This window comes from Alteromonas pelagimontana (genome assembly GCF_002499975.2).
GTDB classification, from domain to species: domain Bacteria; phylum Pseudomonadota; class Gammaproteobacteria; order Enterobacterales; family Alteromonadaceae; genus Alteromonas; species Alteromonas pelagimontana.
On the sequence record NZ_CP052766.1, the window covers coordinates 2,617,622 to 2,643,571 of the forward strand.

Annotated in this window: 21 protein-coding genes; 7 read left to right on the plus strand and 14 right to left on the minus strand. The window is 46.4% G+C overall.

The features are described 5' to 3' along the window. Nucleotides 1–2: 2 nt before the first annotated feature. On the plus strand, nucleotides 3–455 hold the full coding sequence (rplI, locus tag CA267_RS11490; RefSeq protein WP_075607352.1) for a 50S ribosomal protein L9: 453 nt from the start codon (nucleotides 3–5) through the stop codon (nucleotides 453–455). An 82-nt stretch (nucleotides 456–537) separates the two neighbouring features. Here the strand turns inward: rplI and CA267_RS11495 are convergent, their stop codons facing one another. Continuing rightward, nucleotides 538–1,170 (minus strand): MOSC domain-containing protein, encoded by a 633-nt coding sequence (locus CA267_RS11495; protein WP_075607351.1) that lies wholly within the window; start codon nucleotides 1,168–1,170, stop codon nucleotides 538–540. A gap of 148 nt (nucleotides 1,171–1,318) precedes the next feature. Here CA267_RS11495 and CA267_RS11500 point away from each other — a divergent pair, with 148 nt between their 5' ends. Genes CA267_RS11500 through CA267_RS11510 form a run of 3 tightly spaced genes read left to right on the plus strand, consistent with a single transcriptional unit; the run spans nucleotide 1,319 to nucleotide 3,399 of the window. Beyond that, the gene (locus tag CA267_RS11500; RefSeq protein ID WP_075607350.1) at nucleotides 1,319–1,894 is read left to right on the plus strand and encodes an RNA polymerase sigma factor; all 576 of its coding nucleotides are present in this window, start codon (nucleotides 1,319–1,321) and stop codon (nucleotides 1,892–1,894) included. Further along, nucleotides 1,881–2,393: a hypothetical protein gene (locus CA267_RS11505; protein ID WP_075607349.1), complete on the plus strand. Its 513-nt coding sequence runs from the start codon at nucleotides 1,881–1,883 to the stop codon at nucleotides 2,391–2,393. The genes CA267_RS11500 and CA267_RS11505 overlap by 14 nt, the downstream gene beginning before the upstream one ends. Nucleotides 2,394–2,409: 16 nt before the next feature. Then, a complete protein-coding gene (locus CA267_RS11510) occupies nucleotides 2,410–3,399 on the plus strand; it encodes a DUF4097 family beta strand repeat-containing protein (protein WP_075607348.1) in 990 nt (329 codons plus the stop codon). A gap of 48 nt (nucleotides 3,400–3,447) precedes the next feature. On the opposite strand, the gene CA267_RS11515 is transcribed toward CA267_RS11510, so the two are convergent. The 7 genes from CA267_RS11515 to CA267_RS11545 form a co-directional block, all read right to left on the minus strand. After that, nucleotides 3,448–4,185, minus strand: coding sequence for a DUF6445 family protein (locus CA267_RS11515; RefSeq protein WP_075607347.1), 738 nt, complete (start codon nucleotides 4,183–4,185; stop codon nucleotides 3,448–3,450). After that, nucleotides 4,185–5,726: a glycoside hydrolase family 30 protein gene (locus CA267_RS11520; RefSeq protein ID WP_075607346.1), complete on the minus strand. Its 1,542-nt coding sequence runs from the start codon at nucleotides 5,724–5,726 to the stop codon at nucleotides 4,185–4,187. Before CA267_RS11520 ends, CA267_RS11515 begins: the two co-directional genes overlap by 1 nt. 76 nt (nucleotides 5,727–5,802) lie before the next feature. Beyond that, nucleotides 5,803–8,358: a carbohydrate-binding protein gene (locus CA267_RS11525; protein WP_097349095.1), complete on the minus strand. Its 2,556-nt coding sequence runs from the start codon at nucleotides 8,356–8,358 to the stop codon at nucleotides 5,803–5,805. Between the two features lie 219 nt (nucleotides 8,359–8,577). Beyond that, nucleotides 8,578–9,591, minus strand: coding sequence for a cupin-like domain-containing protein (locus CA267_RS11530; protein WP_075607345.1), 1,014 nt, complete (start codon nucleotides 9,589–9,591; stop codon nucleotides 8,578–8,580). After that, nucleotides 9,592–10,323 (minus strand): SapC family protein, encoded by a 732-nt coding sequence (locus CA267_RS11535; RefSeq protein ID WP_075607344.1) that lies wholly within the window; start codon nucleotides 10,321–10,323, stop codon nucleotides 9,592–9,594. Nucleotides 10,324–10,400: 77 nt separating this feature from the next. Then, nucleotides 10,401–13,382 carry a TonB-dependent receptor gene (locus CA267_RS11540; protein WP_075607343.1) on the minus strand — a complete coding sequence of 994 codons (2,982 nt, stop codon included), beginning with the start codon at nucleotides 13,380–13,382 and terminating at the stop codon, nucleotides 10,401–10,403. A 662-nt stretch (nucleotides 13,383–14,044) separates the two neighbouring features. After that, on the minus strand, nucleotides 14,045–16,609 hold the full coding sequence (locus CA267_RS11545) for a glycoside hydrolase family 3 protein (RefSeq protein ID WP_075607342.1): 2,565 nt from the start codon (nucleotides 16,607–16,609) through the stop codon (nucleotides 14,045–14,047). Nucleotides 16,610–16,931: 322 nt separating this feature from the next. Here CA267_RS11545 and CA267_RS11550 point away from each other — a divergent pair, with 322 nt between their 5' ends. Both CA267_RS11550 and CA267_RS11555 read left to right on the plus strand, forming a co-directional pair. Beyond that, a complete protein-coding gene (locus CA267_RS11550; RefSeq protein ID WP_075607341.1) occupies nucleotides 16,932–18,080 on the plus strand; it encodes an AraC family transcriptional regulator in 1,149 nt (382 codons plus the stop codon). Between the two features lie 500 nt (nucleotides 18,081–18,580). Further along, nucleotides 18,581–19,063 (plus strand): hypothetical protein, encoded by a 483-nt coding sequence (locus tag CA267_RS11555; protein WP_075607340.1) that lies wholly within the window; start codon nucleotides 18,581–18,583, stop codon nucleotides 19,061–19,063. Nucleotides 19,064–19,084: 21 nt separating this feature from the next. Here the strand turns inward: CA267_RS11555 and CA267_RS11560 are convergent, their stop codons facing one another. Further along, a complete protein-coding gene (locus tag CA267_RS11560; protein WP_075607339.1) occupies nucleotides 19,085–20,926 on the minus strand; it encodes a tetratricopeptide repeat-containing diguanylate cyclase in 1,842 nt (613 codons plus the stop codon). Nucleotides 20,927–21,150: 224 nt separating this feature from the next. On the opposite strand from CA267_RS11560, the gene dnaB reads away from it, so the two are divergent. Further along, nucleotides 21,151–22,545 carry a replicative DNA helicase gene (dnaB, locus tag CA267_RS11565; RefSeq protein ID WP_170669054.1) on the plus strand — a complete coding sequence of 465 codons (1,395 nt, stop codon included), beginning with the start codon at nucleotides 21,151–21,153 and terminating at the stop codon, nucleotides 22,543–22,545. Between the two features lie 142 nt (nucleotides 22,546–22,687). Here the strand turns inward: dnaB and CA267_RS11570 are convergent, their stop codons facing one another. The 5 genes from CA267_RS11570 to CA267_RS11590 all read right to left on the minus strand — a co-directional run bounded on the left by CA267_RS11570 (nucleotide 22,688) and on the right by CA267_RS11590 (nucleotide 25,879). Then, nucleotides 22,688–23,881 carry an OmpA family protein gene (locus CA267_RS11570; RefSeq protein WP_075607338.1) on the minus strand — a complete coding sequence of 398 codons (1,194 nt, stop codon included), beginning with the start codon at nucleotides 23,879–23,881 and terminating at the stop codon, nucleotides 22,688–22,690. Nucleotides 23,882–23,971: 90 nt separating this feature from the next. Further along, nucleotides 23,972–24,418, minus strand: coding sequence for a secondary thiamine-phosphate synthase enzyme YjbQ (locus CA267_RS11575; protein ID WP_232367543.1), 447 nt, complete (start codon nucleotides 24,416–24,418; stop codon nucleotides 23,972–23,974). Continuing rightward, nucleotides 24,408–24,872 carry a chemotaxis protein CheX gene (locus CA267_RS11580; RefSeq protein WP_075607337.1) on the minus strand — a complete coding sequence of 155 codons (465 nt, stop codon included), beginning with the start codon at nucleotides 24,870–24,872 and terminating at the stop codon, nucleotides 24,408–24,410. The genes CA267_RS11575 and CA267_RS11580 overlap by 11 nt, the downstream gene beginning before the upstream one ends. Then, a complete protein-coding gene (locus CA267_RS11585) occupies nucleotides 24,862–25,335 on the minus strand; it encodes a transcriptional repressor (RefSeq protein ID WP_075607336.1) in 474 nt (157 codons plus the stop codon). Before CA267_RS11585 ends, CA267_RS11580 begins: the two co-directional genes overlap by 11 nt. A gap of 64 nt (nucleotides 25,336–25,399) precedes the next feature. Continuing rightward, nucleotides 25,400–25,879 carry an Rsd/AlgQ family anti-sigma factor gene (locus CA267_RS11590; protein ID WP_075607335.1) on the minus strand — a complete coding sequence of 160 codons (480 nt, stop codon included), beginning with the start codon at nucleotides 25,877–25,879 and terminating at the stop codon, nucleotides 25,400–25,402. Nucleotides 25,880–25,950 lie beyond the last annotated feature (71 nt).

The following is a 25,950-nucleotide window of genomic DNA, read 5'->3' on the forward strand; positions in this document are numbered from 1 at the left end:
AGATGAATATCATCTTACTAGATAAAGTCGCTAATCTTGGCGGTTTAGGTGACCAGGTTAATGTTAAGTCTGGTTTCGCGCGTAACTTCCTTTTCCCACAAGGAAAAGCGGTTCCTGCAACTAAAGAAAACGTTGAAAAATTTGAACAGCGTCGTGCTGAACTTGAACAGAAAATTTCTGATCAGTTAAATGCAGCTCAAGCGCGCGCTGACAAAATCAACGAATTAGGTGAAGTGACTATCGCTGCACCTGCAGGTGAAGAAGGTAAGTTATTTGGTTCTGTTGGTACTCGCGATATCGCTGATGCAATCACTGCAGCTGGCGTTGAAGTCACCAAAGCAGAAGTTAAATTGCCTACCGGTACGTTGCGTGAAACAGGCGAATACGACATCGACCTGCAGTTCCATTCTGACGTAATGACATCGGTTAAAGTTGTCATTATCGCAGAAGCGTAAGAATCTTTAGGTTCAAAAGAAAGCCGCTACAGAATTCTGCAGCGGCTTTTTTGTTTTCCACCGATAACACAAACTGATTGCTTTATCCTGCAAACTGCGCTTTTCGCTGACACTTTTGCCGCCACTCGTCATCCAGTACCGTAAGCTCTGCTATTAAAGCAGCTTGTCTGACGCTGTCTTCGTTATATATACACTGTACCAGGCTTTGCACTGATACCGTTTTGTCTTGTCGTTTCAACAGTGATACCGCATCGTTGATATGAATTACACCTGCCGTAAGCACCCGATAATACCAACCGGTAGCACCGTTTATGCCAACAAATCTATCAAGATTCTTTATTCCGAAACGGTGGGATATTTTATTACAAGGCGCGCGGGGGGCGCTGACTTGTAAAACTACCTCTCCAAACTGATAGATGTCACCGATAAAGACAGTGTCATCATTCATACCTTCAACGAAAATGTTCTCGCCAATAGTGCCTGGCTCGAAGCGAGTTTCAGGGTACGCTGCGCTGAGGGTCTCGTAACCCGCGCGCCCATATTGATGAAGTACTTTTTCCGGGCCGCCATGCAATTTCTTATTTCCCTGCTCATCTTCTTCTGTGCAATCCGCTTTAACTGTGATGGCATCTATCGGTTGCTTAACGATGCTGCTAGGGGCTCCGCGAGGACCGAAAGGTTGAGGTTTTCCTGCAAACAGGGCGTTGACTTTCATGCTAAGCTCCGGCTAAAGAAGAGCGGGTATGATGCCATCAACAGATTAAATAAAAAAAGTTTTTCTTTATTTAAACCTTCATTGAATACGCTACGACTAATTTGATAACCGAGACAAAGCCCACAGGGTCAGCAGGCAGAAACGAAAGATGGAGACAGCGCAAAACGCCGTGGTAGATGCCAGGGAAGCATTTAATCATGCTCGTGAAATGACGCTTATACAGGCTGCGCAGCTAGGGGATAAGCACGCTTACCGTTCGTTGTACGAACAATATGTTGGAAGGGTGTACGCCCTTTGCTATCGCCTGACCGGCGATCGAAGCCTGGCAGAAGATGCGACTCAGGAAGTGTTTATTCAGTTGTGGCGTAAGCTCGATAATTATAATCAACAAAGCAAGTTTACTACCTGGCTGCATAGCGTGACGGCGAACGTCACTATCAGCTATATGCGCCGGCAGAAAGGGTGGTTTAAGCGCATATTCAGTATTGACGACAACCCTGTCGAGCACGAAGAAACGTCAGCCTCGTCGGATTCCGTGGATCTGGAAAGCCTTATTTTACGCCTGCCAGAACGAGCGCGAATGGTATTTGTGCTGCACGCCATTGAAGGATATCGACATGAAGATATCGCGCAAATGTTAAATATGGCAGTGGGCTCCAGTAAGGCGCAATTTCATCGGGCAAAGCAATTAATGAAATCGTGGATGGGTTATGAAAACCAATAATTTTGAAACCGAATTGCAAAAGCAGCTTGAGTCGTTACCTAAAGAAAAGCCACCACAACGTGATTTGTGGAAAGGCGTGGAGTTAGGGTTGGAAGCGCCCCATCATGCAGCTGCCAGACGCAGCTCGGGGAGTTCGTTCAAATGGATAGGTATTGCCGCAAGTTTCGCTCTGGTTGTTTTAGTCGGCTGGTTTGGACTGCAAGAAAATGCTCCGCACCAAAGCGATAAGGTAATTAGCGGTGAAGCTTTGGTGCAAGCGTTAAGCCAGCAGCATGAGGATCAGAAACAGGCGCTGCTAGTAAAGTTTGAAGGCCATGAAGCGTTTACCCAAAACTGGCAGCAGCAGTTGACTGAACTGGATGAGGCCGCTGGTGCTATTAAAGCAGCGTTGAAACAGGACCCGGACAACACGGCGTTGCTGCAAATGTTGCAGAACGTTTATCAACAACAAATCTTGCTGATTGAGCGAGTCCATGCGCCTAAATGGCAGCAGATATAAGCAAAAGGTGATAACTATGATATTAAGTAAACGAAGATTGTCCCGCCAACTGGCTTGTTGCTGGCTTCTGGTGCTGAGTGTAAACGCGCTGAGCTTCTCCGCGTTAGCAAAACAAGCGGTTGATGAAACCATGGTCACCGAAAACTCTCCCAACGTGGAAATAGAACATGTTAACGGCACTGCCATCATTAAAGGTTGGGATAAACAGGAAATTAAGATCACTGGAGAACTGGGAGATAACACGGAAGATTTTACTTTTTCCAAAGATGGCAATGATGTTCTCATTAAAGTGGATGTAAAGCGTTTCCAAGATGACTGGAAAAATAGCAGTATTGATAAAGGTGACCGGCTTACCATTTATCTTCCTGTCGCCAGCCGCGTAAGCTATACCGCAGTGCATGCCGACCTGGAGATTAGCGAAATTAATAACGACACTCGTGTTGAATTGATTAATGGTGACATTAAGGCAAATACACTGTCGGGACGCGTGAAGCTGGAGACAGTGAACGGTGATGTATCGTTAACCGATATTCAAGGGGTGCTGGTAGTAGAGAGTGTAAACGGTGATATTGAAGGAAACCACCAAGGTAATAAAGATGCTCGGTTGGTGACGGTCAATGGCGATATCAGGATCAACACCAATAGCCCTGAAGTGCGCGTAGAAAGTGTCAACGGCAACATGGATATCACACTGGCGAAGGTTCGCGAGCTTGATATTGTTACGGTAAATGGCGAGGTAAATGTCAAGCTGGAACTGGCAGAAAACGGCGACGTGAGTGCAACGTCAGTAGGTGGTGGTTTACAACTGTCGTTTCAAAAAAATGTCTCTGCACGTTTTGATGTGGAAGCTCATGCTGGCGGCGAAATTATCAATCGCATTAGTTCGGATAAAATGCGTTCAGCTAAATACGGACCGAACAAATGGCTGGAATTTACGCAACATGGCGGCGCGGGACGGGTGGAAATTTCCACTGTGCATGGAAAAGTTGATTTAAGCGTTTATTAAACCAAACCATGGTGATCACTATCTCTACGGATTGGTACTGTTAGCCCTTCAGCCGCCGACACTGACAAATAAATTAGCCGTTAGGCGGCCACTTGAAGGGCTTGCGGCGAGGTCTCCACGCCCTTTTACTAAGCCAGAGTGAAGCAGTGATGCCGGGTATATCACCAGACGATTAGCTCGGTATGCAATACTTCCCATCAATGTGTAGGCGTTGTCGGACCCGGTAAAGTAACCGGTTTTTGCCTCCCCCGCCTGAGTTGCATCCTGCTTTCTGGCTTCCCGAAAGTGAGGCCATCGGGCTTCACTGATATTTTCAAAGCCGGAACTGTGGCGATAAAAGCCGGTGCCGCTGAATTCCCCGGTGTTTACATAAAGCATGACGGCAAAGTCTCCATCTTTCACCGAATCAAAATGAGGAATGCGCTGCAACGGTGTAAGCGCAGCGGGGGCGGTTGTGGCGACGCTATAAAAGCCATTATAAACATGATAATGAGAAGTAGGCGGGCGTTGATAAGTTTGCGAAATTGCGCCGGCACAAGCTTGCATTATGGCTTTGGTCGTCTCTGTGGGCATGGCCGCGCGTATACCGGGATAATAAGTACCACCTTCACCATCGTATTGAGCGGTGTAGGCTTCGTGTTGAAGAGCAGTTAAGTCAGTCAAAAAATCATCAACCAATATCACCCGCGTGCGCTCCTGACCGATTTTCATCACATGCCAGAGGGCAGCAGAATTTATAAAGGGTAATGCCGGTTGCGCGTTTCTTTCAGGCATAGAACTACCCATTACATTGCATCCGGTTGCCAGCGCAGCGTGATCAGCGAATTCGCTGGAATATCTGTTGTGACAGACTGGCCGTTTGCATTGACGCCAGCAGAGACCGGCGCGTTATTGGCATTACTTAGTATAACAACAATACTCTTATCTGGATTTTTAAACGCTACCTGATAAACACCGTCCAATGCATCGGCCTGCGAGCCGATACGCACAGCGCCGCGTTTGATAAACCGGCTTAACTGCCCAATCAGGTAATACTCGGGGGTTCGATACCACTGTTTGCTGGTACCTTTTTCTTGAATCAACAGCGTCGGCCCAACTTTTCCCAGCGCGTCATACGGGCTGTTGTTTGCCAGTTCAACATCCTGATTTAACATGGTTACCCAGCCGATATAAGCCGTAGACCAATGCTGAAAGTGTCGAATCACTGACTGCAAGCCACGGTTGGGATTACCCCCACCGATTCCCCATACACTTCCTTCGGTAAAGATGACATCTTTGTCTGGGTGAGCGTGGTGAACTTTTGCCATGGCTGAAGAATCGCCATCGTAGTGATGAAACGCCACGCCATCAAGATAATTTGATTTACCTGCTTTTTTTAACGCATCTATTTGAGCGATGGCTTCGTCAGCGTAAACAAAGTTATGATCCAGCGTCCAAAGTTTAATGCTTATTTCCTCGCCAAATTTTCCGCCGATGTTATGAAAGTTTTCATATAGCTTTTCCAGCATCTTGCGCTCAAGCGCCCCGCTGATTTTCATACCCGGGTATGCTTCGGGTTCAAAAGCGCGCTCATTTTGCAAAGTGAGGGCATAGATGGGAATGCCAGCTTGTTGGTACGCTTCCACGGTTTTACGCATGTAGTCTGCCCAGGCATCAAGTGCAGATTCTTTTATCGCGCCGCCGCGCACCATTGAATTTCCTTCACGCATCCAGGCAGGCGGGCTCCAGGGGCTGGCCACAAAGCGTACAGGGTTATTACTGTCTTCACCTACTTTGATAGCCATTTTCAAAGTATCAATGATGCCCAGAGATTCATGCCGCTCAAGACTTACCTTACTTTGCGGCGTATCCTGAAAGCTATACCAGCCATCAGCAGGCGCGGGTTTGGGTGACGCCATTGTGCCGTTAGAAAAATCAGAAGTGCCAATAGTGATACGAAAAAGGTTCATGCCGATACCATCTGTAGGATGGATGAGCGCGCGCAGCACTTCATATTGCTCCTGCGGCGTCTTGTTCTTTCGAATATTGTAAACAGTCGCATGTTCCAGTGAGGAACCAACGCCCAAAACGGTTTGGTAAGTTTGTGCCGCATCAACAGTAACCCCATAGTCGGGCTCTTGGCTGGCGCCTTTTTGCCATTCCAGCGCAGGTTGTTCGCTAAGTTGATAAGGGATCTCTTTATCAGACCAGGGATCAGTAAACCATTGCGCTGCATTGGGCTGATATTCACTGCTTATCCATACTGAGGCTGGTGAATTGCCGACTGCACTGGCAGATGCACACAACACGGAAATAAAAGACGCGATTTTTAGTCTTCGGTAAACCATAGCCGCTTGTTCCTTACCACATTTATACTTTTAAAGAGAGGGTACGCGCTGAGGCGTACCCTAATAGGTACTGCCATTAATTAGCAGCAAATTCCATCCAATTGAAGTTCCAGGCGCCGCCGATAGCTTTTAGCGTCAGGGTATTTTCTCCGGCAGCAAGCGTCATCGTTGCAGTTATCGTTTTCCAGTTTTGCCAGTCGCCAGTGTCGGCAACGGCAACAGTGGCAATCTGTACGCCGCCCAGCAGAACCGCAAATCCTTCTGTACCGCCAGAGCTTGAGACTCTAAAGGAGACAACATATTCGCCTTCCTGTTTCACATCGACATTATAGGTAAGGGTATCGCCAGCGTCAGTGTAACCCACGTTTTGACCACCACCTTCATCTAAGGTATCTTCAACTTGAAAGCCAGTCTGGGCGCTGAAGTGTTCTGCTTCGATGCGGCCAGGAATTTCCGCGAGGAAAACTTCTGTTGCTACTTCATTAGAAAAGTAGCTTTCTTCGCCGTTATCTGCCGACACGACATAATAATAAGTTACACCTTCAGCAGTGGTACTATCCAGGTACATTTCTGCATCGAGATCTTTTGTCAGCAACATGTAGTCCGTACCAGAAGATGTTGTGCGATACACGTTGTAGGTAGCGTCATCAACGGGTAACCACACCAGGCTTACACCTTCATCGGTGACATCAATGGACAGTTGTTCAGGCGCACTCGGAAATTGAAATATATCGGCGTCTTCGGCACTGGTGAGTGCAGATTTTACCCATTCATTAACTTCGTAATCCACCGTACCCATAGATGAAAAGTAAGCTTCAATTTCTTCTTTACTGGCAGTGTTTAGGTCAATTTGTGCCATTGCAGCGGCACTCACCTCTTCGCCGTTAATCGGTGGCGCTGGAAGTAGATAAATTTCCGCCCAGGCATTAGTGGAATTGATGTCGGTAAACGTTCCGCTCAGCCGGTAGCTGGTGCCACCGGTTAATTCTACTTTTTGATAAACCCCGCCATTGGCGAGACCGCCAGCCGGAGCGCTAATCCGCAGAATATTTTCCTCCTCAACCGCTACACCAACTTCTACATTGAGCGAATCATCTTCAGGAGAAGAACTGGTCGCGCTCCATTCGATCCAGTCGCCTGGGGTATCAAAGCCACCGTTAGCCAGGATATTTTCTTCACTGTCTAATGCAGTCAATGCCAGGTTATCAAAGGTAACTTCCAATCCTTCGTCTAACGTGCCCGTTTTCACAATAAGATAGTAAGCGGCATCTTCATCTGTTGGCGTTACTATTGTGGCAGGGGTTTCACAAGCGTTATCCAACGTCGTATTCCAGCCATCGCATGTCCAGGTGCTGGCTTTTGCCAGCAGACGCTCGCCCTTATTGGTAACGTAACCCCAGGTGCCATTCCCTTGTCCGCCATTGGTGGTTAATACTTTGTAAGACCACGCCGTTACTGCCCAGCCTAGCTCGTTATAGGTGTCAAAGGTAGCACGGGTGACAGGGCCGCCAAGTTCGCCAAGGCCCGTCCATGGCTGCATTTCACCAATCAAAAAAGGCGTATTCAACGCATTGATTCTGTCGCGCCATTCACACACACCGGTAGTACCTGTCTGACCACAGGTCAGCCAATCCCGATGTACGTTATAACCAATCTCTCCCCAACCAAATATGCCCGGGTAAAAGTGCATTTCAAAGGCGACATTCTGCATGCCGTTATCTTGCGGATCGCCATAAGCATCAATTCCGCTATTGTGACCAGGTAAAATAACAATGTGCTCTTGGTCGACTTCACGGATGGCGTCGTACAGTGTTTTTACATTGGCAGCGAGAGTTTCTGCGTCGGTTCCCCAGGGTTCATTCAGTACGCCATATCCTGCAATGGCAGGATTGCCTTGATAATGATCAGCAATTTGCTGCCATAACCAGCGAGTACGTTCCTGATTAGCTTCAACCTCGTCGCCATCCCAGTACTGGTTCAGCCCCGCGCAACCACTGTGATGTTCCCAGCCTTGACGGCCTGCGGCGCCATGCAAATCCAGCACTACCCACATGTTGCGGGCGCTGGCTTGTTCAACGGCATAGTCGAGATAGTGCCAAGCGTCTTCGCGTAGGGTCATGGGGTTATTTTCGTCTTCAAGCATATCGTAAGGGAAGGGGACGCGGATGAGATTAAATCCGGCGTCAGCCATGATGTCCCAGTCGCGATCGGTAATATAATTGTCGCGATAGACATCCAACAGACGCTCTTTTTCCGCTTCACCAAAGCGTTCGGTAAGCGTGGCTTCCAATGTGCATTGATCAACAATGCCTTCACCCACTGGATTGTCGCTGTTATCCAGCATCCACATTTCCATCATCAGCCAGTTGCCTAAATTCACACCGCGAAGTGACACCACTTCGCCTTCGGCATTCACCCAGTGTTCTTTGTCCTGATGAAGCAGACTGTACTGCTCTTCTCCCGCTTTAGGTGTGGGAGGGGCAAAGTCGTAAACTGTCTCACCATTATGTTTATCAGCATCACTGTCTTCATCTAAAGAACATCCTGTGATGGTAACAGCGAGACAGCTTGCCAGCAGCAGCTGGCTAAGCTTTCCATTCTTTATGGTCGTTATATTTGTTTTGATTTTCACCGGAAATCTCCAAAAAAGTAACCAGGCTATACAGTCCTGTGGCAATACAATTGCAACATTTAGTTAACCAAAATTTTCTCATAAAGAAGTGCCGGATTAAGCAAAAAGACTCAATTCGAACGTTCGAATAGCGATAAGAACGTGGAATACTGGGGGATTAGCGCGAAAACCAGAGCAGAGATTCCTATAATCGTTTTGTCGATGAGAGTCTTCCCGACGCTATCGCTTTAGCCCTTCCAGCAGAGATGCCCGCAGCTCCCGCATTAGCAAAGCATCTATTTTGTCTAGACTTCCTCTCGCATGAGCGGGAATATGAGCGCTTGAGGTTGCTTTATCGGCAAACAGGTAATGATGGAAAATGTGTTGCCAATGCCGCTTTTCCTCAGTGTTGAGCTGGCCCACTGTCATTAGGGCATATTTTAGCGCTTTTAGTGGTGAGTCGACATAATCCGGACTTTCCCGCCACCAATAATTGACCAGTATGTTGAAGGTGCTTAACGCTTCGACTTGATGCCACCAGAGGGTAGGAACAAAAATGGCGTCACCTGGCGAAAGTTCGGCGACAATGGCTTTTTTTTGCGCCTCAGCGTAGCGCGGAAATTTTTCTATATTCGGTTCATTGATATCAACCAGGCTGATGGCCTGTCCAGAAAGCGTAAAATCTAACGGGCCGACGTACAGGTTTTCCAACTGCTCTGGAGGAAACAGCGTAAACCGGCGTCTGCCGGCTACACAACAAGCAATATTTGAAGGCAAATCGTTGTGAGGTGCCACGCGCGTTTGATTCCCAATCCATAAGCCGTTGAGTGGGTTCGGTTTGGGTAATGCCAGGGGAGCATTATCATCGGTGAAGCCGGGCAAACAGGATTCCAACTGTGTTCCGCCTACAAAAATAGCGGGCGGCGCGGCTTGCTGCGCAACATCATCAATTTTTTTTAAAATGATATCCAGTTGGGCGGCGACTTTTTCAAAGTTGAAGCCGGTAAAATCGCTGTTATAGAAAAACCGTCCGCGAATTTCTGGTGGCCCAAAGAATAATCCTAAAGGCGTGCCTTGGTAATACTGCAATAAGTACGCTGCCGATTGAGCAATAGAACCTTGGGTTTTCTGTACTGCAGGCCAGTGCGATACCAGCCCACGCAGTACTAACGGCGTATGGCGGTTAAAAACATCGGGTGGAATTTTGCCTGGCGAGGAAACCGTCCATTCCTCACAGGAAACAGGGCGTGTCATTTAGGTTCCACTTTCCCGCTTTATCTTCCGGGTAATTAAATCTGCAAAATTTACCATGCTGGCCACGGTCATATAGATAGGCTGAAGTATGCCTTTCTGGTGAAGATCCGAAACAGCATTGGCTGTCAGTTGCGCAAGGTTATCTTCATTGATGGTATAGAATCCGGCGAGACGCTGCGTTTGCTGATTTGGCATCTCAATATCTAAAAAGAAAGATTCAAGCAAATCGTGTTTGACTAAAGCATCTATGAATATGCGGGTTTCGGTTTCGCGTTCGCGAAGGGTACTGAGCAACGAAGAGATATGTTCCAGATAATCTGAGGTGCCGCCGTGAGGCAGAAATAGTGGCTCGCCCTGCGTTTTGCTTACCTTAGGGCTATCAAGATCAATAAGAATAACGGGTTCAGGTCTAATTTCACCGTCGACTTCCAGCGACTTCATCCCAATCATAAACGGTTGACGTTCTATCATTAGCGGAATATAGCTGGCATCCCAGCTATCGTTCTGAAGGTACAGGTTTTCATTGTCTTCGAGACCCAACAAGGCTACGGCAGAAAACTCTGACGTTTGCGGATCTTTACGAAAAACAATGGGGTATTCATGCTGCAGACTTTTAAATTCAAAAGGAAACACTAACGCCATCATGGTGTGTTCGTTTAGCTGTGCGTTGTGCTCACGGATAACTCTTAAATCTTTATGGGTGACGTTGTTAAGCAATTCTGGATTTGCCACTGTGACTCCTGCCTGAATGAAAAGAAAATTGCTCTGTACCAAGGTATCGGTACAGAGCAGTTTTTCTACGTTAACGGTTAAAACTGATAACGTACACCTACATTATAGCGAGGCGCCGTTTGGCGCAGGTTAATCAGCATTTGCTCATGACGCCCGTGCTGACGCTGATACTCGTTGGTGAGATTAATTCCTTCTGCAAAGACCGTCAGATTCTCTGTTACGTTGTAGCTCATGTTAATATCCCACTGGCCATAGGCTTCGGTGTAGACAGGGTTATCACCACTACCATCGCCGATATAAGCAAGGAATTCGTCACGCCAATTGTAGGCTACACGAATAGAATAGCGATCATCTTCGTAAAAGGCGATAAAGTTAGCGGAATCGCTTAAGCCGTAAAGCGCAAACTGCGGCTCCAGCGAGGCATTATCATAGTACAGATCGCCGTCTACAATGGTTCCGTTAACATTCACACCAAAGCCCGTATCCCAGAACATGTGCTGCACTGTAAGCTCCCAGCCATGTACTGACGCTTCACGCTGGTTGTAAGGAATGGTAATTTCAAAATTCGCCAGCTCATCTTCTGCTGTAGCGTCAATGACTACATCGCCGTTATCATTCAGGTAAACGTTAGGATCGGAGTCAAGATAGTTTTCCAGAATGTACTGTCTTATTTCATCGTTACCTTGTGCACCTGCTGCGCGGGCGGCGTCAGCGCGTGGGCCTTGCGCCGGGTTGCGTAAGTCAAACGCCGTTTCCATCACTGTGCGCCGGCCAATAAAATTGTCTACGTCTTTATTGAACCATCCCACTGCCGCATAGCTTGCCTCATCATAGTACCATTCCAGCGACAAATCATAGTTGTCAGATTCCAGCGGTAAAAGCCCTGGATCCCCCCGCGAGCCATTGCCCTGAATGGCAGTAATTTGTCCGCCTAAGGTTTTTCCTCCCTGCATATCGGTATAACTGGGGCGCGATATCGTTTTACTGTAAGACGCTCTGGCAACCAGATCCTCAGTTAACTCGATACGAAAGTCGATACTTGGCAGCACATTGTTGTAGTCACCGCTTTCATCAGTAAAGACGGAATCTCCTGTAGGTTGCAAAACCAGTTCATTGGTACTGCTCCAGGAAATTCCGTCGTAATTAGGAACAAGCGCAGAAGCTTGAGTTTCGGTCTTCTCGTAGCGGACGCCAGTGGTTAGATTAGCAGGCATATTACCGATATCGAACTGCCAGTTAACTTGAACGTACGCCGCTTGCATCTTTTCTTCGGTGATCCGGTTAGTAGAATAATTAGTTCCACCACAGAATACTTGCCCGCAAGGCCACTCAACCTCGTTGCCGGTGTAAAAGTTCTCAGCGGTAAACTGGGCGATGGTGTCAAAATCCCAATCGATATAGTACGGTTCCATATCCGGGTCAGCATGGCCGGGAAGGTTGTCGAACATGGCGGGCAAATCCGTCTGTGTAAACCAGGAATCTTCCCAGTCATCAGGTTCACCCACACCGCTCCACGTACCACGAGTTGCACTGGCGTAGCGGGAATTATTTTTAACTTCTGTTTGCGAAAGACCAAAATCGATGCTTTCAATAACGCCGGAGTCAAAAACCCAGGTGCCATCAATTTGAGCCTGCTCAATTTCCGAACGCTCATAGTTGTTACCAAAGTTACTACCCGCGCCAATCATATCTTCTGGTTCAAAGCCTTCTACGCCTTCAGGATACCCGATGCTAAGCACGGGCAACACTTGCGAGAAATCCACCGTGCTACGAATGCGGTTTTCAGAAATCATCGCCAGGCTTCCCCATGAGCCATAAGGGCTGTTGGGTTCGTGCTTCGCGCTGGCGTCATGATAATCCAGCGTGAGATTAAGATTGTCGTTAACCTGATATTCCAGATTCAGACCCAGGGAGTTATTGGTGTTCTTAGTGGCGGAATATCCACGTCCGGAGTTTATTCCTATTCCTGAACCGCGCTCGGCATCTGCGCTGTAGTTATCGGTATCCTGGTACTGAATAGGATAGGCGACGTTTTCGCTGTTCGGATCAGACCAGACCATAGTGGCATTGCGATAATCAAAGGAGAACCACGTCGACATGTCGGTCAGTTCTCGCTGAATGCGATTTTCAGAGTAGGTATAATCCACTCGCGCTTTGAGTTTATCAGTAGCCTGATATTCCAGGGTTAATTGCCCGTTCTTACGGGTCCTGGAGGCTTCATTGAACTGATAAACCAGGTTCTGCGGAACGGCATATGTAACGCCTTCGGCCGGCTTATTTAAGTAAGAACCATCCGGATCTTCGGCGGGAAGTGCGCCCCAGCCACCTTCATCCTCACCAGAAACAAATGCGCGCCAGCCTGAACCGACTGTAGCATTACTGTTACCGCTGTCACGTTTTTGATAGCTTCCGGTTAGGGAGATTCCTAAGCGATCATCCAAAAATGTATTGGAGTACAGCCCGGAGAGTTCCGGTGTCCACGCGTCACCTTTTTGGTTGGAACGATCATGCACTGCCTTTACGCCAAGACTGGCCTGTTCGCCAGGATTAGCTAACGGCCGAGGTGTAATAATGTTAATAGTTCCGCCTAATCCGCCGGTAGCAATGGAAGCGCGGCCGGTTTTATAAACTTCTACAGCGCTTACTCCCTCAGAAGCCAAATCGGCGAAATCAAATGAACGTGTAGGGGTTGGCATCTGCCGACCGTTCAGCAACACCAGGTTATTATCAGAGCCAAAACCACGAATGGTAACCCGGCTTCCTTCACCATCAGAGCGGTCTATGGAAACGCCGGTAATACGCTGTAGCGACTCTGCTAAGTTAGTGTCTGGAAATTTGCCAATGTCTTCTGCAGATATTGCCTCAACTACGCCATCACTACTGCGCTTAATGTCCATGGCTTTAATCATACTGCCACGAATTCCCTGTACTTGTATGACTTCAAGTTCTTTATCTGCGCTTGTGGAATCCTGCGCGTACGCGGGGGTAAATAGGGTCGTACCTAAAATCAGCGATACGCTTATGGCGAGCTGATTTTTAAAAAATGGTGGGGTTCTCATTATTGTGCTCTCCCTTGTGTCCAGTAATAAATGCATTTTTTACACTTTTCATTAACAATTTTGAAAAGGTTGATGAAGCCTACGCCGGAAGTTACGATAAATCGTTTTTATCTAATCAAAATCCGTGATTAGAACGTTCGAATCACGGATAAGAACGTTTTGTCTGTGTAGAAGGTCCAATAAATCAGGAACATACCAAGTATACTGGATAAATCGTTCTGCTATTAATTATGCTGGGTCAAGCGTAAACACATCTGTTTAGCTAGCCAAACCAGCACTAAAATTAGCGAAAGGCAATGCGAGAAGAGTGGTTTTTATTCAGAATTCATCCAGAGCCTAATGAACAAGATGCCGCAATATAGGAAGCGCGTTTTCCTGTGAGCCAGCGATAACGCTGCGTATTCATCGGCAGATATTTTCTGTGGGCTAGTTTGAAACGCCCTTAGCTTATTCTTCTCCCTTCGGGCGCGGCCAGCAAGGGCGCGGCCAGCAGGGCACGGCTTTTTCAGCTTTATAGCTGCGCAAATTGCGTTCGATTTAGGCCCATCCAACCTTCACGAAACTGGCTTGTTAAAAGTGGAATAATTCTCGCGCTGCATGAGCACATATCAATTCGGATTAGTATGACCTTGCTTGCCAGAGTAGCAAGCAAGGTCATTGTGCTATTGACAGGAAATAGTAGCGCTATCTGCAGTGTCAGGAGCCAGCGAAATATCAGCAACAGAAATACTGGCGCTTCCACTGGTAGAGAGTACGAAGGGAGCCGACACATTGGCTAACGCTAAACCATCATCCGCAAGACACTGTAAGTCGATAGTGACAGTTTGCCATTTTTCCAGAGGCAGGCGCCTGATGATGTCGCCCAACTGAACAGCACCTTTACAGTTTTCTCCACACCGCATCCCTACATGCATTATGGCAGAAGGAGGCTGCTCAACTTTTACTGAAAAGCGCAGAGAGGTTTCAGAGTTCAGGTAGGGAGAAAGATTCTGCGGTTCGTTCCAACCCAAGTATGCGACGGCTTTGCTGTAACCTTTCCAGGTGAGTTTGCGTGCGTCTTCCTGCACATTTTTGTTTTCGGTGCGTAATTGCAGGTTATCGCTGCCCTGTGTAGAAACCATGCTGGTGGCAACGGGGACAGCCCAACTGGCTTCGTCACCAAGAAAGAACGCCAAACCAGAAACGGGAACACCATCAAAAAGAGGATAAACTGCGTTTTCATCTCGCGTCCATTGTAGAGTGGGAACCTCATTAAGATTATCCCGTAGGGAGTCATCAGATTGGTACGTTAACCCGTAGCCATAGGGAAAAAGCGGGTCGTAGTCGCTATCGCCTTTGTTCAGCACCACTTGCGCGTCGGATTTTGGCCAGGAATAGGCTAACTTTCCGGTGAAGTCATAGCGTGGCGTGCCATCAACCTCAGCGAGAATAACATCAGCAATTCCCGCGCCTTCAGTGCCCGGTAACCACGCCACAACAAAGGCATCTGACGCATTTAGTTCCGGGTTAATCCAAAGCGGGCGGCCTGTTAGAAACACAGAAACTACCGGAATCCCCTGGCTCTTCAGTTTACTCAGCAAGGCTAAATCACGTTTATTTCCTTGTTGAAATTCAATACCTTTTATATCACCGGCACCTTCTGCATAAGGTGTTTCACCGAATACTACAACAGCGACGTCAGGTTTATCGCTGTAACTGCCATCGACGCTAAGCTGAGTACTTCCACCGGCTGCGCTAACAGCATCGGCGATTCCCTGATAAATAGACGTCCCCACCGGGAAATCTTTATTTAAATTGCCCGTGCCTTGCCAGGAAAGGGTCCAGCCACCGGTTTGGCGGCCAATGCTGTCAGCAGCGCTGCCTGCAACCAGAATCTTTTGTTGTGGATTTAGCGGCAGCAAGTGCTCTTGATTTTTTAGTAACACAAGAGATTTTCGTACCGCGCTTCTGGCAATATTTCGGTGCTTGTTGCTGCCAATAATATTGTTGTCACCTACTATGGCGCGCGCTGAGGGCTTAGGCGCTGAAAACAGATGAGCACGCATTTTTACCCGCAGGATCCGAGTAACGGCATCATCAATTCGCTCTTGGGCAATAATGCCTTTTTCCACCTGGGCAACGGTGTTGTTAAACATTGCCTTCCAGTTAGTCGGCACCATAACAATGTCAACACCGGCATTAATGGCTGCTGCGCAGTTGCTGTTACTGCAGCCTTTCACTTGCCCGTGCCCATCCCAATCGCCTACCACCAAACCGTCGAACCCCATGCGATGTTTAAGAACATCAGTCAGTAATTGTTGGTTTCCATGCATCTTTTGTCCGTGCCAACTGTTAAATGAGGCCATAATTGTTTGCACGCCTGCATCCAAAGCACTCACGTATCCCTGCGCATGAATATTGATCAACTCTTGTTCAGAAGCCTGGTTATTTCCCTGATCGATACCGGCTTCTGTGCCACCATCTCCCAGAAAATGCTTTGCTGTGGCGATGGCCTTGCCGTCGGTAAAGAAATTTTTGTCAGGTGAACCTTGGATTCCCGTTACCATTGCTTTGGCATAGGCTTTCACAATAGCAGGGTCTTCAGAATACCCTTCGTAAGTCCGGCCCCAGCGATCATCCCGTACTACTGCAACAGTCGGCGCAAACAACCAGTCGATACCTGTTGCCTTCACGGCGTTAGCGGTAGCGGCTCCAATTTTTTGCATCAGTTCAGGGTCGTTCATTGCCCCTAATCCAATATTGTGCGGAAATATAGTCGCGCCGATGACGTTGTTGTGCCCGTGGACAGCATCTGTTCCCCACATGGTGGGAATAGTCGAGCCGTCGAGCGAATCGTCAACAGAAGCCTGATACATTTTATCAGCCAGCGCTACCCAATCTTCTATTTGGGCAAATTTATCATTATTAGGAAAAGCGCCGCCGCCATTTAAAAAAGATCCAAAGCCATATTTGCGCATATCTTCTACAGTGAAGTCGCGAATTTCCGGTTGAATCATCTGCGCGACTTTCTGCTCTACGCTCATTCCGCTTACTATCTCGGCAATACGTACTTCCATAGCGTCATCCCGGGCGAGTGGAGACGTGAGAGTTGGCCACTTTTCCGGATAAACTTTCGCACTTAAGGCGCTGGAATTTTTAGATGAAGAGGCTTCAGAATGAAAAGTATCGTTGCAACCAGCAAGAAAGATGGTAGCCACCGCACTTAAGCTCACCGAAAGCCTGAGCATTCTTTGGTTCAAATGTAGATCCTGTTATTTTTATGTTAGGAAAACCGAGGGGGAAAGTTTACTCAACTCCTTTGTACGTGTCGTCTATAGGTACTGCAGAAGAGCTAATTCGAACGTTCTAATAAGGAATAGAACCTTAAAACGCTTTTTATCTAATGGGATAGGTCAGATGGGGGACAATGGGCGAAGGGCTCTTCACTTTAAAGCGATCGGAAAAATAGTGGAAAGGTGACTAAAAGGCCGTTGATTTATGACGGGGCTATCGTTTACCATCTTAACGACTCGTTAACGATCAGTACATAAAAGCCTTGCAGAGTTGAAAATGGACAAGACGCTATTCAATTTCCACGATTTCACGCTGCTATTGATAGCATTTGAATGCGCTGTGGCTGCTATTTACATCGGATTTAATAAGCCGCTAAAACGGCAAAACAGCCTGCTTCTTGTGGCTTTTTTCGTCATTCATACATTTATTGCGTTGCACGAGCTTATTCTTTGGGGTCATACCTTCCGCTACTGGGTATTAGATTTTTCGCCGAATATTTTCTTTCTGCTTAATAGTTTCTACGTGCTGGATACGCCCTTACTATATTTGTTTATATGCTCTCTGGTAAACCCGGTTTTCCGCCTTAAACCCGTACATGCGCTACACCTCATTCCGGCTTTAATTATGGCTGGTTTTTTGTACACACACTTTTATTCGCTGAGTATAGACGAACGTATCATTCAGGTACGTACTTATTCTTTCGCCGATCTTAATTATACGGCGATGGATTTTGCCATGAAGCTGTACCGCTTGATTTTCGTCGGCTTAGCAATCCGTTTAATTCTACATTCCTTTCCCGCTTTACACAGAATTCATGCACCTGAATGGTTAGGTAAAGCGGCGAGTGCCTTCGCTGTAGTTTTGGTATGGGAGCTTATGTTGAGTGGGATCAAGCTATACCATGCGTTGTTTACCTTACCTAACTACGACATTGTAGAAATTGTCGGGCTTACTGATTACTACCTGTTGTTTTTGCTACTCAATCTTATTCTATTTTGGTCTGCTTCAAGCTTAATAAAAAAGGAGCAGCCGAAGCCTGTGGATAAGGAGCCAGTGAACCTAAGTTATGTAGAAAAGCTGGAGCGTAGCATGGCCGTAGAAAAGTTGTATTTAAACCAGAACCTGTCCTTTGAGCGATTGGCTGAAAATCTGGATATTCCAGTGAAAGACCTTTCCCACACCATCAATCGCCATTACAACGTGAATTTTTACGAATATTTAAACGGGTATCGGATTCAGGAAGCTCGCCGTTTACTTGAAGATCCGACCCAAAGCCACCGAAGTATTACCGATATTTTTTACGACGCCGGCTTTAACAGTAAATCTGTATATAACACGCTGTTCAAAAAGAAATTCAGCCTCACTCCCAGCCAATATAGAAAACAATTTGCCAGCCGTCAGCTGCATTCCGACGCGGTAAGTTGACAGAGCATATGGAGAGGTCGGGGTTACACACACCACTGTTTGTGACACAAACCGACGGCAGTTGCTCATGTCACTTTAATCCTATAGCCATTGATTTTAGCGGAAATGTTCCTATATCTTTACTACTGCAGTGATCGTTGTATTGCTTTTATTTCAGGCTTTCCACTGTAATGTTCCAAATGTTGCTTCCATTCTAAACATGCTCTTCGCTGTCTGTGATGGTCATCTGAACTCGCTCCCCGTGGGGCTGAAGGCGAGGTTTTCCCATTGAAGTACGAAGGTACCGGGACCTAACAATAGGAAGTTATAGCAGAAAGTTCCGAGGTTCTGAGGGAACCTAATTCGCGTATTGTTTTCCAACAGAAAGATGAAAAGGTTACTGCTGTATTATATTTCCACCGCATTACAGCTTTCAGGAACAGGCCCTAACAAAACGGGGGCACACGAATAAGAATCGACAGCTACCCGAAGGAACAAAGGAATTAAAGGAGTATCACAGAATGAAAAAAATTTTTATAACAGCAAAAATCAGGCGATTGTTTGCCATAGTAGCGGGTAGTTTAATGATGGGCTCGCTACTGTTTAGTTGTGCAATAAAAGAGCCCTCTCAAGTAGAAGGGACATGGATAATTACTGACGCTGTCTTTCCTGGGGTAAGTGCATTATCTAAAGAAGACGCCATAAAATGGTTTGGACAATCCTACCAGTATGGCAGTGATAACGTGGTACTGGATCAAATCGAATGTGGTAAAGCCAGTTATCAGAAAATGCATATGTCTGATGATGTATTTTTGCAGCAATATCGAGTGCCGCTGCAGAAACTCGGGATCGCAGATGATGAAGTCGCAGCCTATAAAGTAAGTTGTGACACAGATGTACCATTGCCGGGGCAGCTGGTTCTAATGAGCTCAGAAAAGGAAGCGTTCACTGTGTGGGACGGTGTATTTTTCAAAATGGAAAAAGCTGAAACCGTTAAACCTTAATGCTTCCAGTGACGCGCAGCGTTAGGCTGACTTCAAAAAGCCCCTGTCAATGAGCTTTGCGGTGGCATTTTGATTACGACCCTTTTTCTTTGCCTCTTTGAGCAGGCTTTCGCATTGCTGACTCACTTGCATGACATCCGTTCGACGGGTAATTTCGACCAAGCCACAACAAAAGCCTAACGAATAGGTCGCGGAAAGCCCATCTATTTCCTGGCTGGCAAGATATCGGCGGACATCATTAATTTTAGCTTCGGCTTCTTCCAAAACCGCGTCGTCCAGCATCAGGATAAATTTTTCGCCGCCAAAGCGCCCGAAAACATCGTCTTGACGAAGCTGGTACTTGATATGTTTGGCGATAAAGATTAACGCTTTATCTCCAGCATCATGACCATACAATTCGTTAATTTTCTTAAAGTTATCAATATCAATGATCGCTACGCAGGCCGAATCGTTTTGCCTGTTCATGCTGTTTAGCCGGCGTCGAATCATTTCACACGCATGCCAGCGATTGTTTACACTGGTCAGATTATCCAGCCGGGAGAAGCTTTCTATCTTCTTCTTTTGCATAAACAAGCGCCAGAAAGAAATAGAGGCGACAACAGCAAAAACTGAAGTGAAAAGCGCAAGTATGGTCATGTTATGGGATTGCGCCTTATCTAACCCAGATTTAATTTTTAGAAAGGAGAGCTGCTGATCATCGAGCTCTTTCGTGATAGCTGAGAATTCCTTCCACGCGACAATGCTGGCATCGGGTGTCTCATTCAGCTTAACAAGCTTCTTAAATATCGCTAAGGCTTTATCTTGATGACCTTCGAGTTCTGCCAGACCGGCTTCAACTTCCAGCACCTGCTTTTCATAGCGTGCGCCTTTCTCAAACGAGCCACGCGCAGCAAGCATCGACTGAAAAGCACCCCTGGCTTCATCAGTCTGATTTAACGCTATGGTCGCTTGGGCAAGCAGGTAATAAGCAGTGTATAAGCATCCCGGAAATTGGTGGTCCGTTCGATTTAAATATTCGATTACCTCTAACGCATAAGACTTTGCCTGCTGATAGTCCGCTTTATCAAGATACACTTTTGCGGTAAATGATAGCCCAGCGAGAATAGAAGGTATGCGATTATTTTCTCGTGCCAGTGAAATAATTTTGCTGGTGTTTTTTAGCGATTTATCAAACTGCCCAAGCTTAATTTCACTTCGTACCTGACATAGGTCGCCTTCTATTCGTAAATCGATATTGTCAGGCAAGTAGTTTTTGTATCGCTGACAAAAAACGACAGATTTGTGGTAGTCGCCAGCGAAATAGAAGGCATTGGCCATATCGAGATAAATCGCGATAAGCGGGTAATCGTACATGGTTTCCATCTGCACGATATGAGGCGGATTTTCTACGCCCTGCATTGTTAGAACGGCAGTGTAATAATATCCATTGTCTATCTGGGTCGAAACTGTCGCTGAAGTGGCCCAACGTTCAATGCGGGACCAGTTATTCTCTTTGGCTACGGCTCGATAGGCCGCCAGTTCTTCAAGTTTAACGGCAGCAGATTTGTTGCTGTGCCAGCTATCAAAAATAGCTTTTTCGTAATAAATTTGCGGAAAATTCTGCTTTAATTTTGCGACCTCAGCATCTTGTAGAATATATAAATTGCCGTCTTCACCAGTATTGGATAAAACGGTATTGAAGAAATATTTTCCTAAAGCCGTAGTGGTATCGAAAACAGCGGATTGCAGGAGAGCGTCATGTCGAGCAGGATAATCCAGACGTAACAGCCGCGAACGTTCTATTTGATATTCGTCGACGACGCCAGCGCAGACGGGGGCGCTCAAAAGGATGGAAAACAGCGATGTTAAGAGAAGATTACGCATAGGGATCACTGACGACTTTAGCCGATCCTTTAGCTATAGTTATGTGTTTAATAACGTGAAAAGCTGGAATATACCCCCATTTGTCTTACGGAAAAAGGTTTAATTGCAGCCAAAAAAGCAGCAATTTCGACATCCAACTGATGCTCGTCGAATTTAGGGCGCAGTGAATTTCATGTTAGAGGGAAATAGCGCATAATAGGCGGCTCTTAAGAGGACGGGTTTTTATGTCGGTGAAAGTTGTTTCTTCTACAAAAGATAAAAATGTCGAAAAATTGAAGGTTCCGCCTCACAGCATTGAGGCGGAACAGTCTGTGCTCGGTAGCATGCTTATCGATCCTGACAGTTGGGATAAAGTCGCCGAGCTGGTAACAGATTCTGATTTTTATAATCGCTCGCATCAGATTATTTTCCGGTCGATCCTGCGTTTGCTTAGCAAAAACCTGCCCATCGATCTTATTACTGTTTCTGAAGAGCTCGAAAACCATAATGAACTTGATGAAGCTGGTGGCTTTGCCTATTTAGGTGAGCTTGCAAAGAATACCCCCAGTTCCGCTAACGTCTCGTCCTATGCTCGTATAATCAGTGAACGCGCTATTACTCGAGAGCTAATCGGTGTTGCTCACGAAATTGCAGAAGTGGGCTATAACCCGGAAGGGCGCAATAGCGCAGATATTCTCGATTTAGCCGAAAGTAAAGTATTTGAAATTGCTGAAAAACGAACCGGTGAAAATGAAGGACCGCGCAATGTCGATGCCGTGCTGGGTAAAACCATTGATCGGCTCGAAGCATTAATAAAAACCAATAAAGAAGTCACTGGTGTTACAACAGGTTTTACCGACCTGGACAAGAAAACCAGTGGCTTGCAACCTTCCGATTTAATTATTGTGGCTGCACGTCCTTCCATGGGAAAAACGACTTTTGCCATGAACTTGTGTGAAAACGCTATGATGGCAGAAGACAAACCCGTATTGGTGTTTAGTCTTGAAATGCCCTCTGAGCAGATCATGATGCGGATGTTGGCCTCGCTAAGTCGTGTGGATCAGACCAAAATTCGTACCGCTCAACTAGGGGATGAAGATTGGGCCCGAATTTCCAATACTATGGCAATGCTGAAGACCAAAGACAATTTGTTTATCGACGATTCTTCCGGATTAACGCCGATGGATGTTCGAAGCCGGGCAAGAAAGCTGGCTCGAGACAAAGGCGGAATTAGCCTTATCATGGTGGATTATCTACAGTTGATGCGCGTGCCATCGCTAAGCGACAACCGCACTTTGGAAATTGCCGAAATCTCCCGTTCCTTGAAGGCATTAGCAAAAGAATTAGAGGTGCCTGTTGTCGCGTTGTCACAGTTAAATCGGGGGTTGGAACAACGCGCTGATAAACGGCCGATAAACTCTGATTTGCGGGAATCTGGCTCGATTGAGCAGGATGCGGACTTGATCATGTTTATTTATCGCGATGAGGTATATCACGAGAATAGTGAGGATAAGGGAGTTGCAGAAATCATTATTGGTAAGCAACGGAATGGTCCAATAGGTACGTCGCGGTTAACCTTTCAAGGACAGTTTTCACGCTTTGACAACTATGCTGGGCCAGCAATGTCTGATGACTACTAATACTAATCCACCTTGACGTATGCTCACTCAGCGCGAAAACTTTCCAACTTTTGACAAGCCAATTTCGTGAAGGTTATTTAAACAACCAACAAAAAAGGCGCCACATCAATGCGGCGCCTTTTCTATTTGGTTAGGACGAATCTTAGTTGCGTTCTTCCGGAACTTCAACAATCGCTGTTACGCGAATCATTATACGACGGTTAACCCGGTGAGCTTGGGCACTACCAGAAGTATCCAGTAATTGTGACTCACCGAAACCTTCGGTTTCAAGACGTGAAGGATCGATGTCATACATATCTACCAATACATCTTTGAATGCTTCAGCACGACGCTTTGACAAATCCATGTTGTACTCTTCAGTACCCGGCGCAGAGGCATGGCCCTCAATTACCGCCTGAGTTTTGCCATAACGCTTAAAGAATTGCACAAAATCTTGAATTTCTTCAGAACGAGGATCAGTGACTTCTGCGCTTTCACTAGCGAATAAAACGCGAAGAGTATGAGTCACTTCTTTTTGATCGAAAACAGTACAACCGTCTCCGTCTACTTTATCGTTTTGAGGCGTGTTCGGACACATATCTTTTTCATCGTTAACGCCATCACTGTCGCTGTCTTTAGTCACAGGACAACCTTGCGCATTAACTTGAGTGCCGGCAGGTGTGTCAGGACACTGATCAACGCTGTTCATTACGCCGTCACCATCTGTGTCATTATTACAACCATTTGCGTCTACAGTCATACCAGCAGGAGTATTAGCACACTGATCACGCGCATCGATTACGCCATCGCCATCGCTGTCCTGAGAAACCGAGCTGCTACTAGACGAAGCACCAAACGGAATAGCCACACCCAATTTCACGCTGTAATCGTTGTAATCTTCGCCAAAGTCATGGTAAGCCGCGATTTCAGTCACCAATTTCACGTTTTCACTGATGTTCCAGTGTTTACCCAGACCAATGTTACCTAGGTTGTAATTTTGATCGACGATTTGACGTTTAATACCACCAAACATATACATTACGTCATTTGGCAGAAAATACATGGCGTCCGCGCCAAACATAATGGTTGAGCCGCTGCTATCTGTCTGTTGATAATCTAATTCAAGGAAAGAAAGTTCACCACGAAGGGCCCAGTTATCATCAAAGCGCCACCCCATCTCTGCACCAACACCCGCACCATCATCAAAAATGCCTTCAGAGGAAGGTTTGGTTTCTTCGGTATTGTAATAAATACCGTTAAACCCTATCCACTTATCCTTGGTCGTGCTTTCCTGAGCAAATGCATTTGAAGACATTACCGCAAGCGCAAGGGCTGCGTATTTAAAAGTTTTTTTCATAGTCACGTCCTGTATCGTTGAGTGATTGATCAATATATGATAACCGATTGAAGCAAATACTATGCCGAAATAAAGTATATGCTACCAAAGTTAATCGGTTTTACCTTCTAATCCTTGGATAGTCGCGACAATGCGCCGACTGCCACCTTGATTGCGATGTTCGCCTAAAACAATGCCTTGCCAGGTACCAAGCTGCAATTTTCCCTGGTGAATAGGAATAGTCACTTCACAACCTAAAAGGCTGGACTTAATATGCGCAGGCATATCATCACTTCCCTCATAGGTATGCGTAAAGTAGGATGAATCCTCTCTAACAGTATGGTTAAACCAGGATTCCAGATCAGTTTTGACGGAAGGATCAGCATTTTCGTTGATAGTTAAACTCGCGCTGGTGTGCTGCAACCACAAGTGCAATGTCCCTACTTCAAGCTTTCGAATTTGCGGAAGTTCTCTCACAATGACATCAGTAATCAAATGAAAGCCGCGAGGAAAGGGCGCAAGGGTAATTTTTTCTGAATACCAGAAGCTATTTGTCAAAACAGATTTCCAGATGCGCCAGACCTGCATCACACATAAAAGGTAAAATAAGCTTCGGGCCATCTACCTGATGGCTAATAGTATGTTGTTTTCCAGATACGACGATGGGCGTTGCCATTCCAAACTCATAACCTTTTTCAGATAAGTCGCGTTTGGCGTTACCGCATATCATATTGGTGATTTCTCCCACCATATCACCAACTTCAGCGTCTATCTTTTCTGGCCTCTCACCGACCATGCGCTCCATTATGGTCAGGGCTAGAGACTCATCAAACGTTATTGAGAGAGAGCCCTTAACAGTTGGGCCCACCATTCCAATTAAACCTGATATGTCACCTTTGGCGATATCGTCTTGTTTGCGTTTCGGCTTGCCCGGTTTTAGCGATGTTTGCGCCATCGTCTCCAGGACGTTGAGAAATCCACCTATGAAAGGATTAACGAAATCAGCATTCATGTATATGCTCCTTCGACTCAGAAGATTCTGCTAACTGACAGTCGGCACAAAGGCCATGGGCCTCAATGGTTTGCTTTGACACCCGAAAACCATGCTGTTTCGCTTGCTTGTCTAATGTATCTTTCAGCCCAGCCGATTGTATTTCGGCCACATCACCGCAACTGTCGCAAATGAGGAACTGTACTGGGTGATGGCTTCCAAAGTGATGACAAGCGACAAATGCGTTGGTAGATTCCAGTCGATGAATAAATCCGAATTCAAGCAGAAAATCCAGTGCTCTATACACAGTAGCGGGTTTTGCGCCGGATTCTGTTTCTTTTAAACTATCGAGCAACTCATAAGCCCCCATAGGACCATGTTTGCCCAGCAAGATTTCATAAACCTTTTCTCGGAGCGGAGTAAATCGGGCCCCACGTTGTTCGCAATATGCTCGCGCTTTGCCGATTAACGTTAAATTGTTCATTCGTTTTTAACCATTACGTCTGTAATATTTTCATTGCTTTGCAACAGAGATGTCACGTACTGCTTTATTCTACCGTTTGCCTTGCAGATAATGTTAAGCTCTCAGTGTGATACATATGATTAATCAGTTCATCTTCAAGAAGAAAGCGTTCTTCGAGTGTCTCGCCTAATTTAGTGAGATCCGCGTCAAATTCACTTGCCTGTTTTGGCGTAACCGCTTCCGCATTTTTATCACTAAAGGACAACGCCCGGTCGGTGGTTTCCGCCAATTTCGGATATATCCGCTTTTTCAATGCTGAACCGGATTCATCATCACTTACCAGCATCTCATAAACCTCAAAGTGTCCTGCTGACAAGTAATCCATAAGGTCATTACAAAACTCACTGATTTTGTTAGCTTCAGGTAAGGCTAAGTTAGTAGGAACGTTCAGTCCGGCCAGCTGACAATATTTAATTAGCAGGTTCTGACGGGCTTGCAACCAGTTATCAATGGTGGCTGATCTCCCGCCCCATCTGTTTATCACTTTTTCCAGCTGGTTCAACATTTTTGGCATCCCCTGCACAATGGCAGTTTAAAGTATGTTCGTGAGGTTACTTAGGACCTGCAACTGCTGCG

Bases quoted from the DNA above. Each gene is read 5' to 3' on its own strand.
- rplI (WP_075607352.1), top strand. From the start codon at position 3: ATGAATATCATCTTACTAGATAAAGTCGCTAATCTTGGCGGTTTAGGT.
- CA267_RS11495 (WP_075607351.1), bottom strand. From the start codon at position 1,170: ATGAAAGTCAACGCCCTGTTTGCAGGAAAACCTCAACCTTTCGGTCCT.
- CA267_RS11500 (WP_075607350.1), top strand. From the start codon at position 1,319: ATGGAGACAGCGCAAAACGCCGTGGTAGATGCCAGGGAAGCATTTAAT.
- CA267_RS11505 (WP_075607349.1), top strand. From the start codon at position 1,881: ATGAAAACCAATAATTTTGAAACCGAATTGCAAAAGCAGCTTGAGTCG.
- CA267_RS11510 (WP_075607348.1), top strand. From the start codon at position 2,410: ATGATATTAAGTAAACGAAGATTGTCCCGCCAACTGGCTTGTTGCTGG.
- CA267_RS11515 (WP_075607347.1), bottom strand. From the start codon at position 4,185: ATGGGTAGTTCTATGCCTGAAAGAAACGCGCAACCGGCATTACCCTTT.
- CA267_RS11520 (WP_075607346.1), bottom strand. From the start codon at position 5,726: ATGGTTTACCGAAGACTAAAAATCGCGTCTTTTATTTCCGTGTTGTGT.
- CA267_RS11530 (WP_075607345.1), bottom strand. From the start codon at position 9,591: ATGACACGCCCTGTTTCCTGTGAGGAATGGACGGTTTCCTCGCCAGGC.
- CA267_RS11540 (WP_075607343.1), bottom strand. From the start codon at position 13,382: ATGAGAACCCCACCATTTTTTAAAAATCAGCTCGCCATAAGCGTATCG.
- CA267_RS11545 (WP_075607342.1), bottom strand. From the start codon at position 16,609: ATGCTCAGGCTTTCGGTGAGCTTAAGTGCGGTGGCTACCATCTTTCTT.
- CA267_RS11550 (WP_075607341.1), top strand. From the start codon at position 16,932: ATGGACAAGACGCTATTCAATTTCCACGATTTCACGCTGCTATTGATA.
- CA267_RS11555 (WP_075607340.1), top strand. From the start codon at position 18,581: ATGAAAAAAATTTTTATAACAGCAAAAATCAGGCGATTGTTTGCCATA.
- CA267_RS11560 (WP_075607339.1), bottom strand. From the start codon at position 20,926: ATGCGTAATCTTCTCTTAACATCGCTGTTTTCCATCCTTTTGAGCGCC.
- dnaB (WP_170669054.1), top strand. From the start codon at position 21,151: ATGTCGGTGAAAGTTGTTTCTTCTACAAAAGATAAAAATGTCGAAAAA.
- CA267_RS11570 (WP_075607338.1), bottom strand. From the start codon at position 23,881: ATGAAAAAAACTTTTAAATACGCAGCCCTTGCGCTTGCGGTAATGTCT.
- CA267_RS11580 (WP_075607337.1), bottom strand. From the start codon at position 24,872: ATGAATGCTGATTTCGTTAATCCTTTCATAGGTGGATTTCTCAACGTC.
- CA267_RS11585 (WP_075607336.1), bottom strand. From the start codon at position 25,335: ATGAACAATTTAACGTTAATCGGCAAAGCGCGAGCATATTGCGAACAA.
- CA267_RS11590 (WP_075607335.1), bottom strand. From the start codon at position 25,879: ATGTTGAACCAGCTGGAAAAAGTGATAAACAGATGGGGCGGGAGATCA.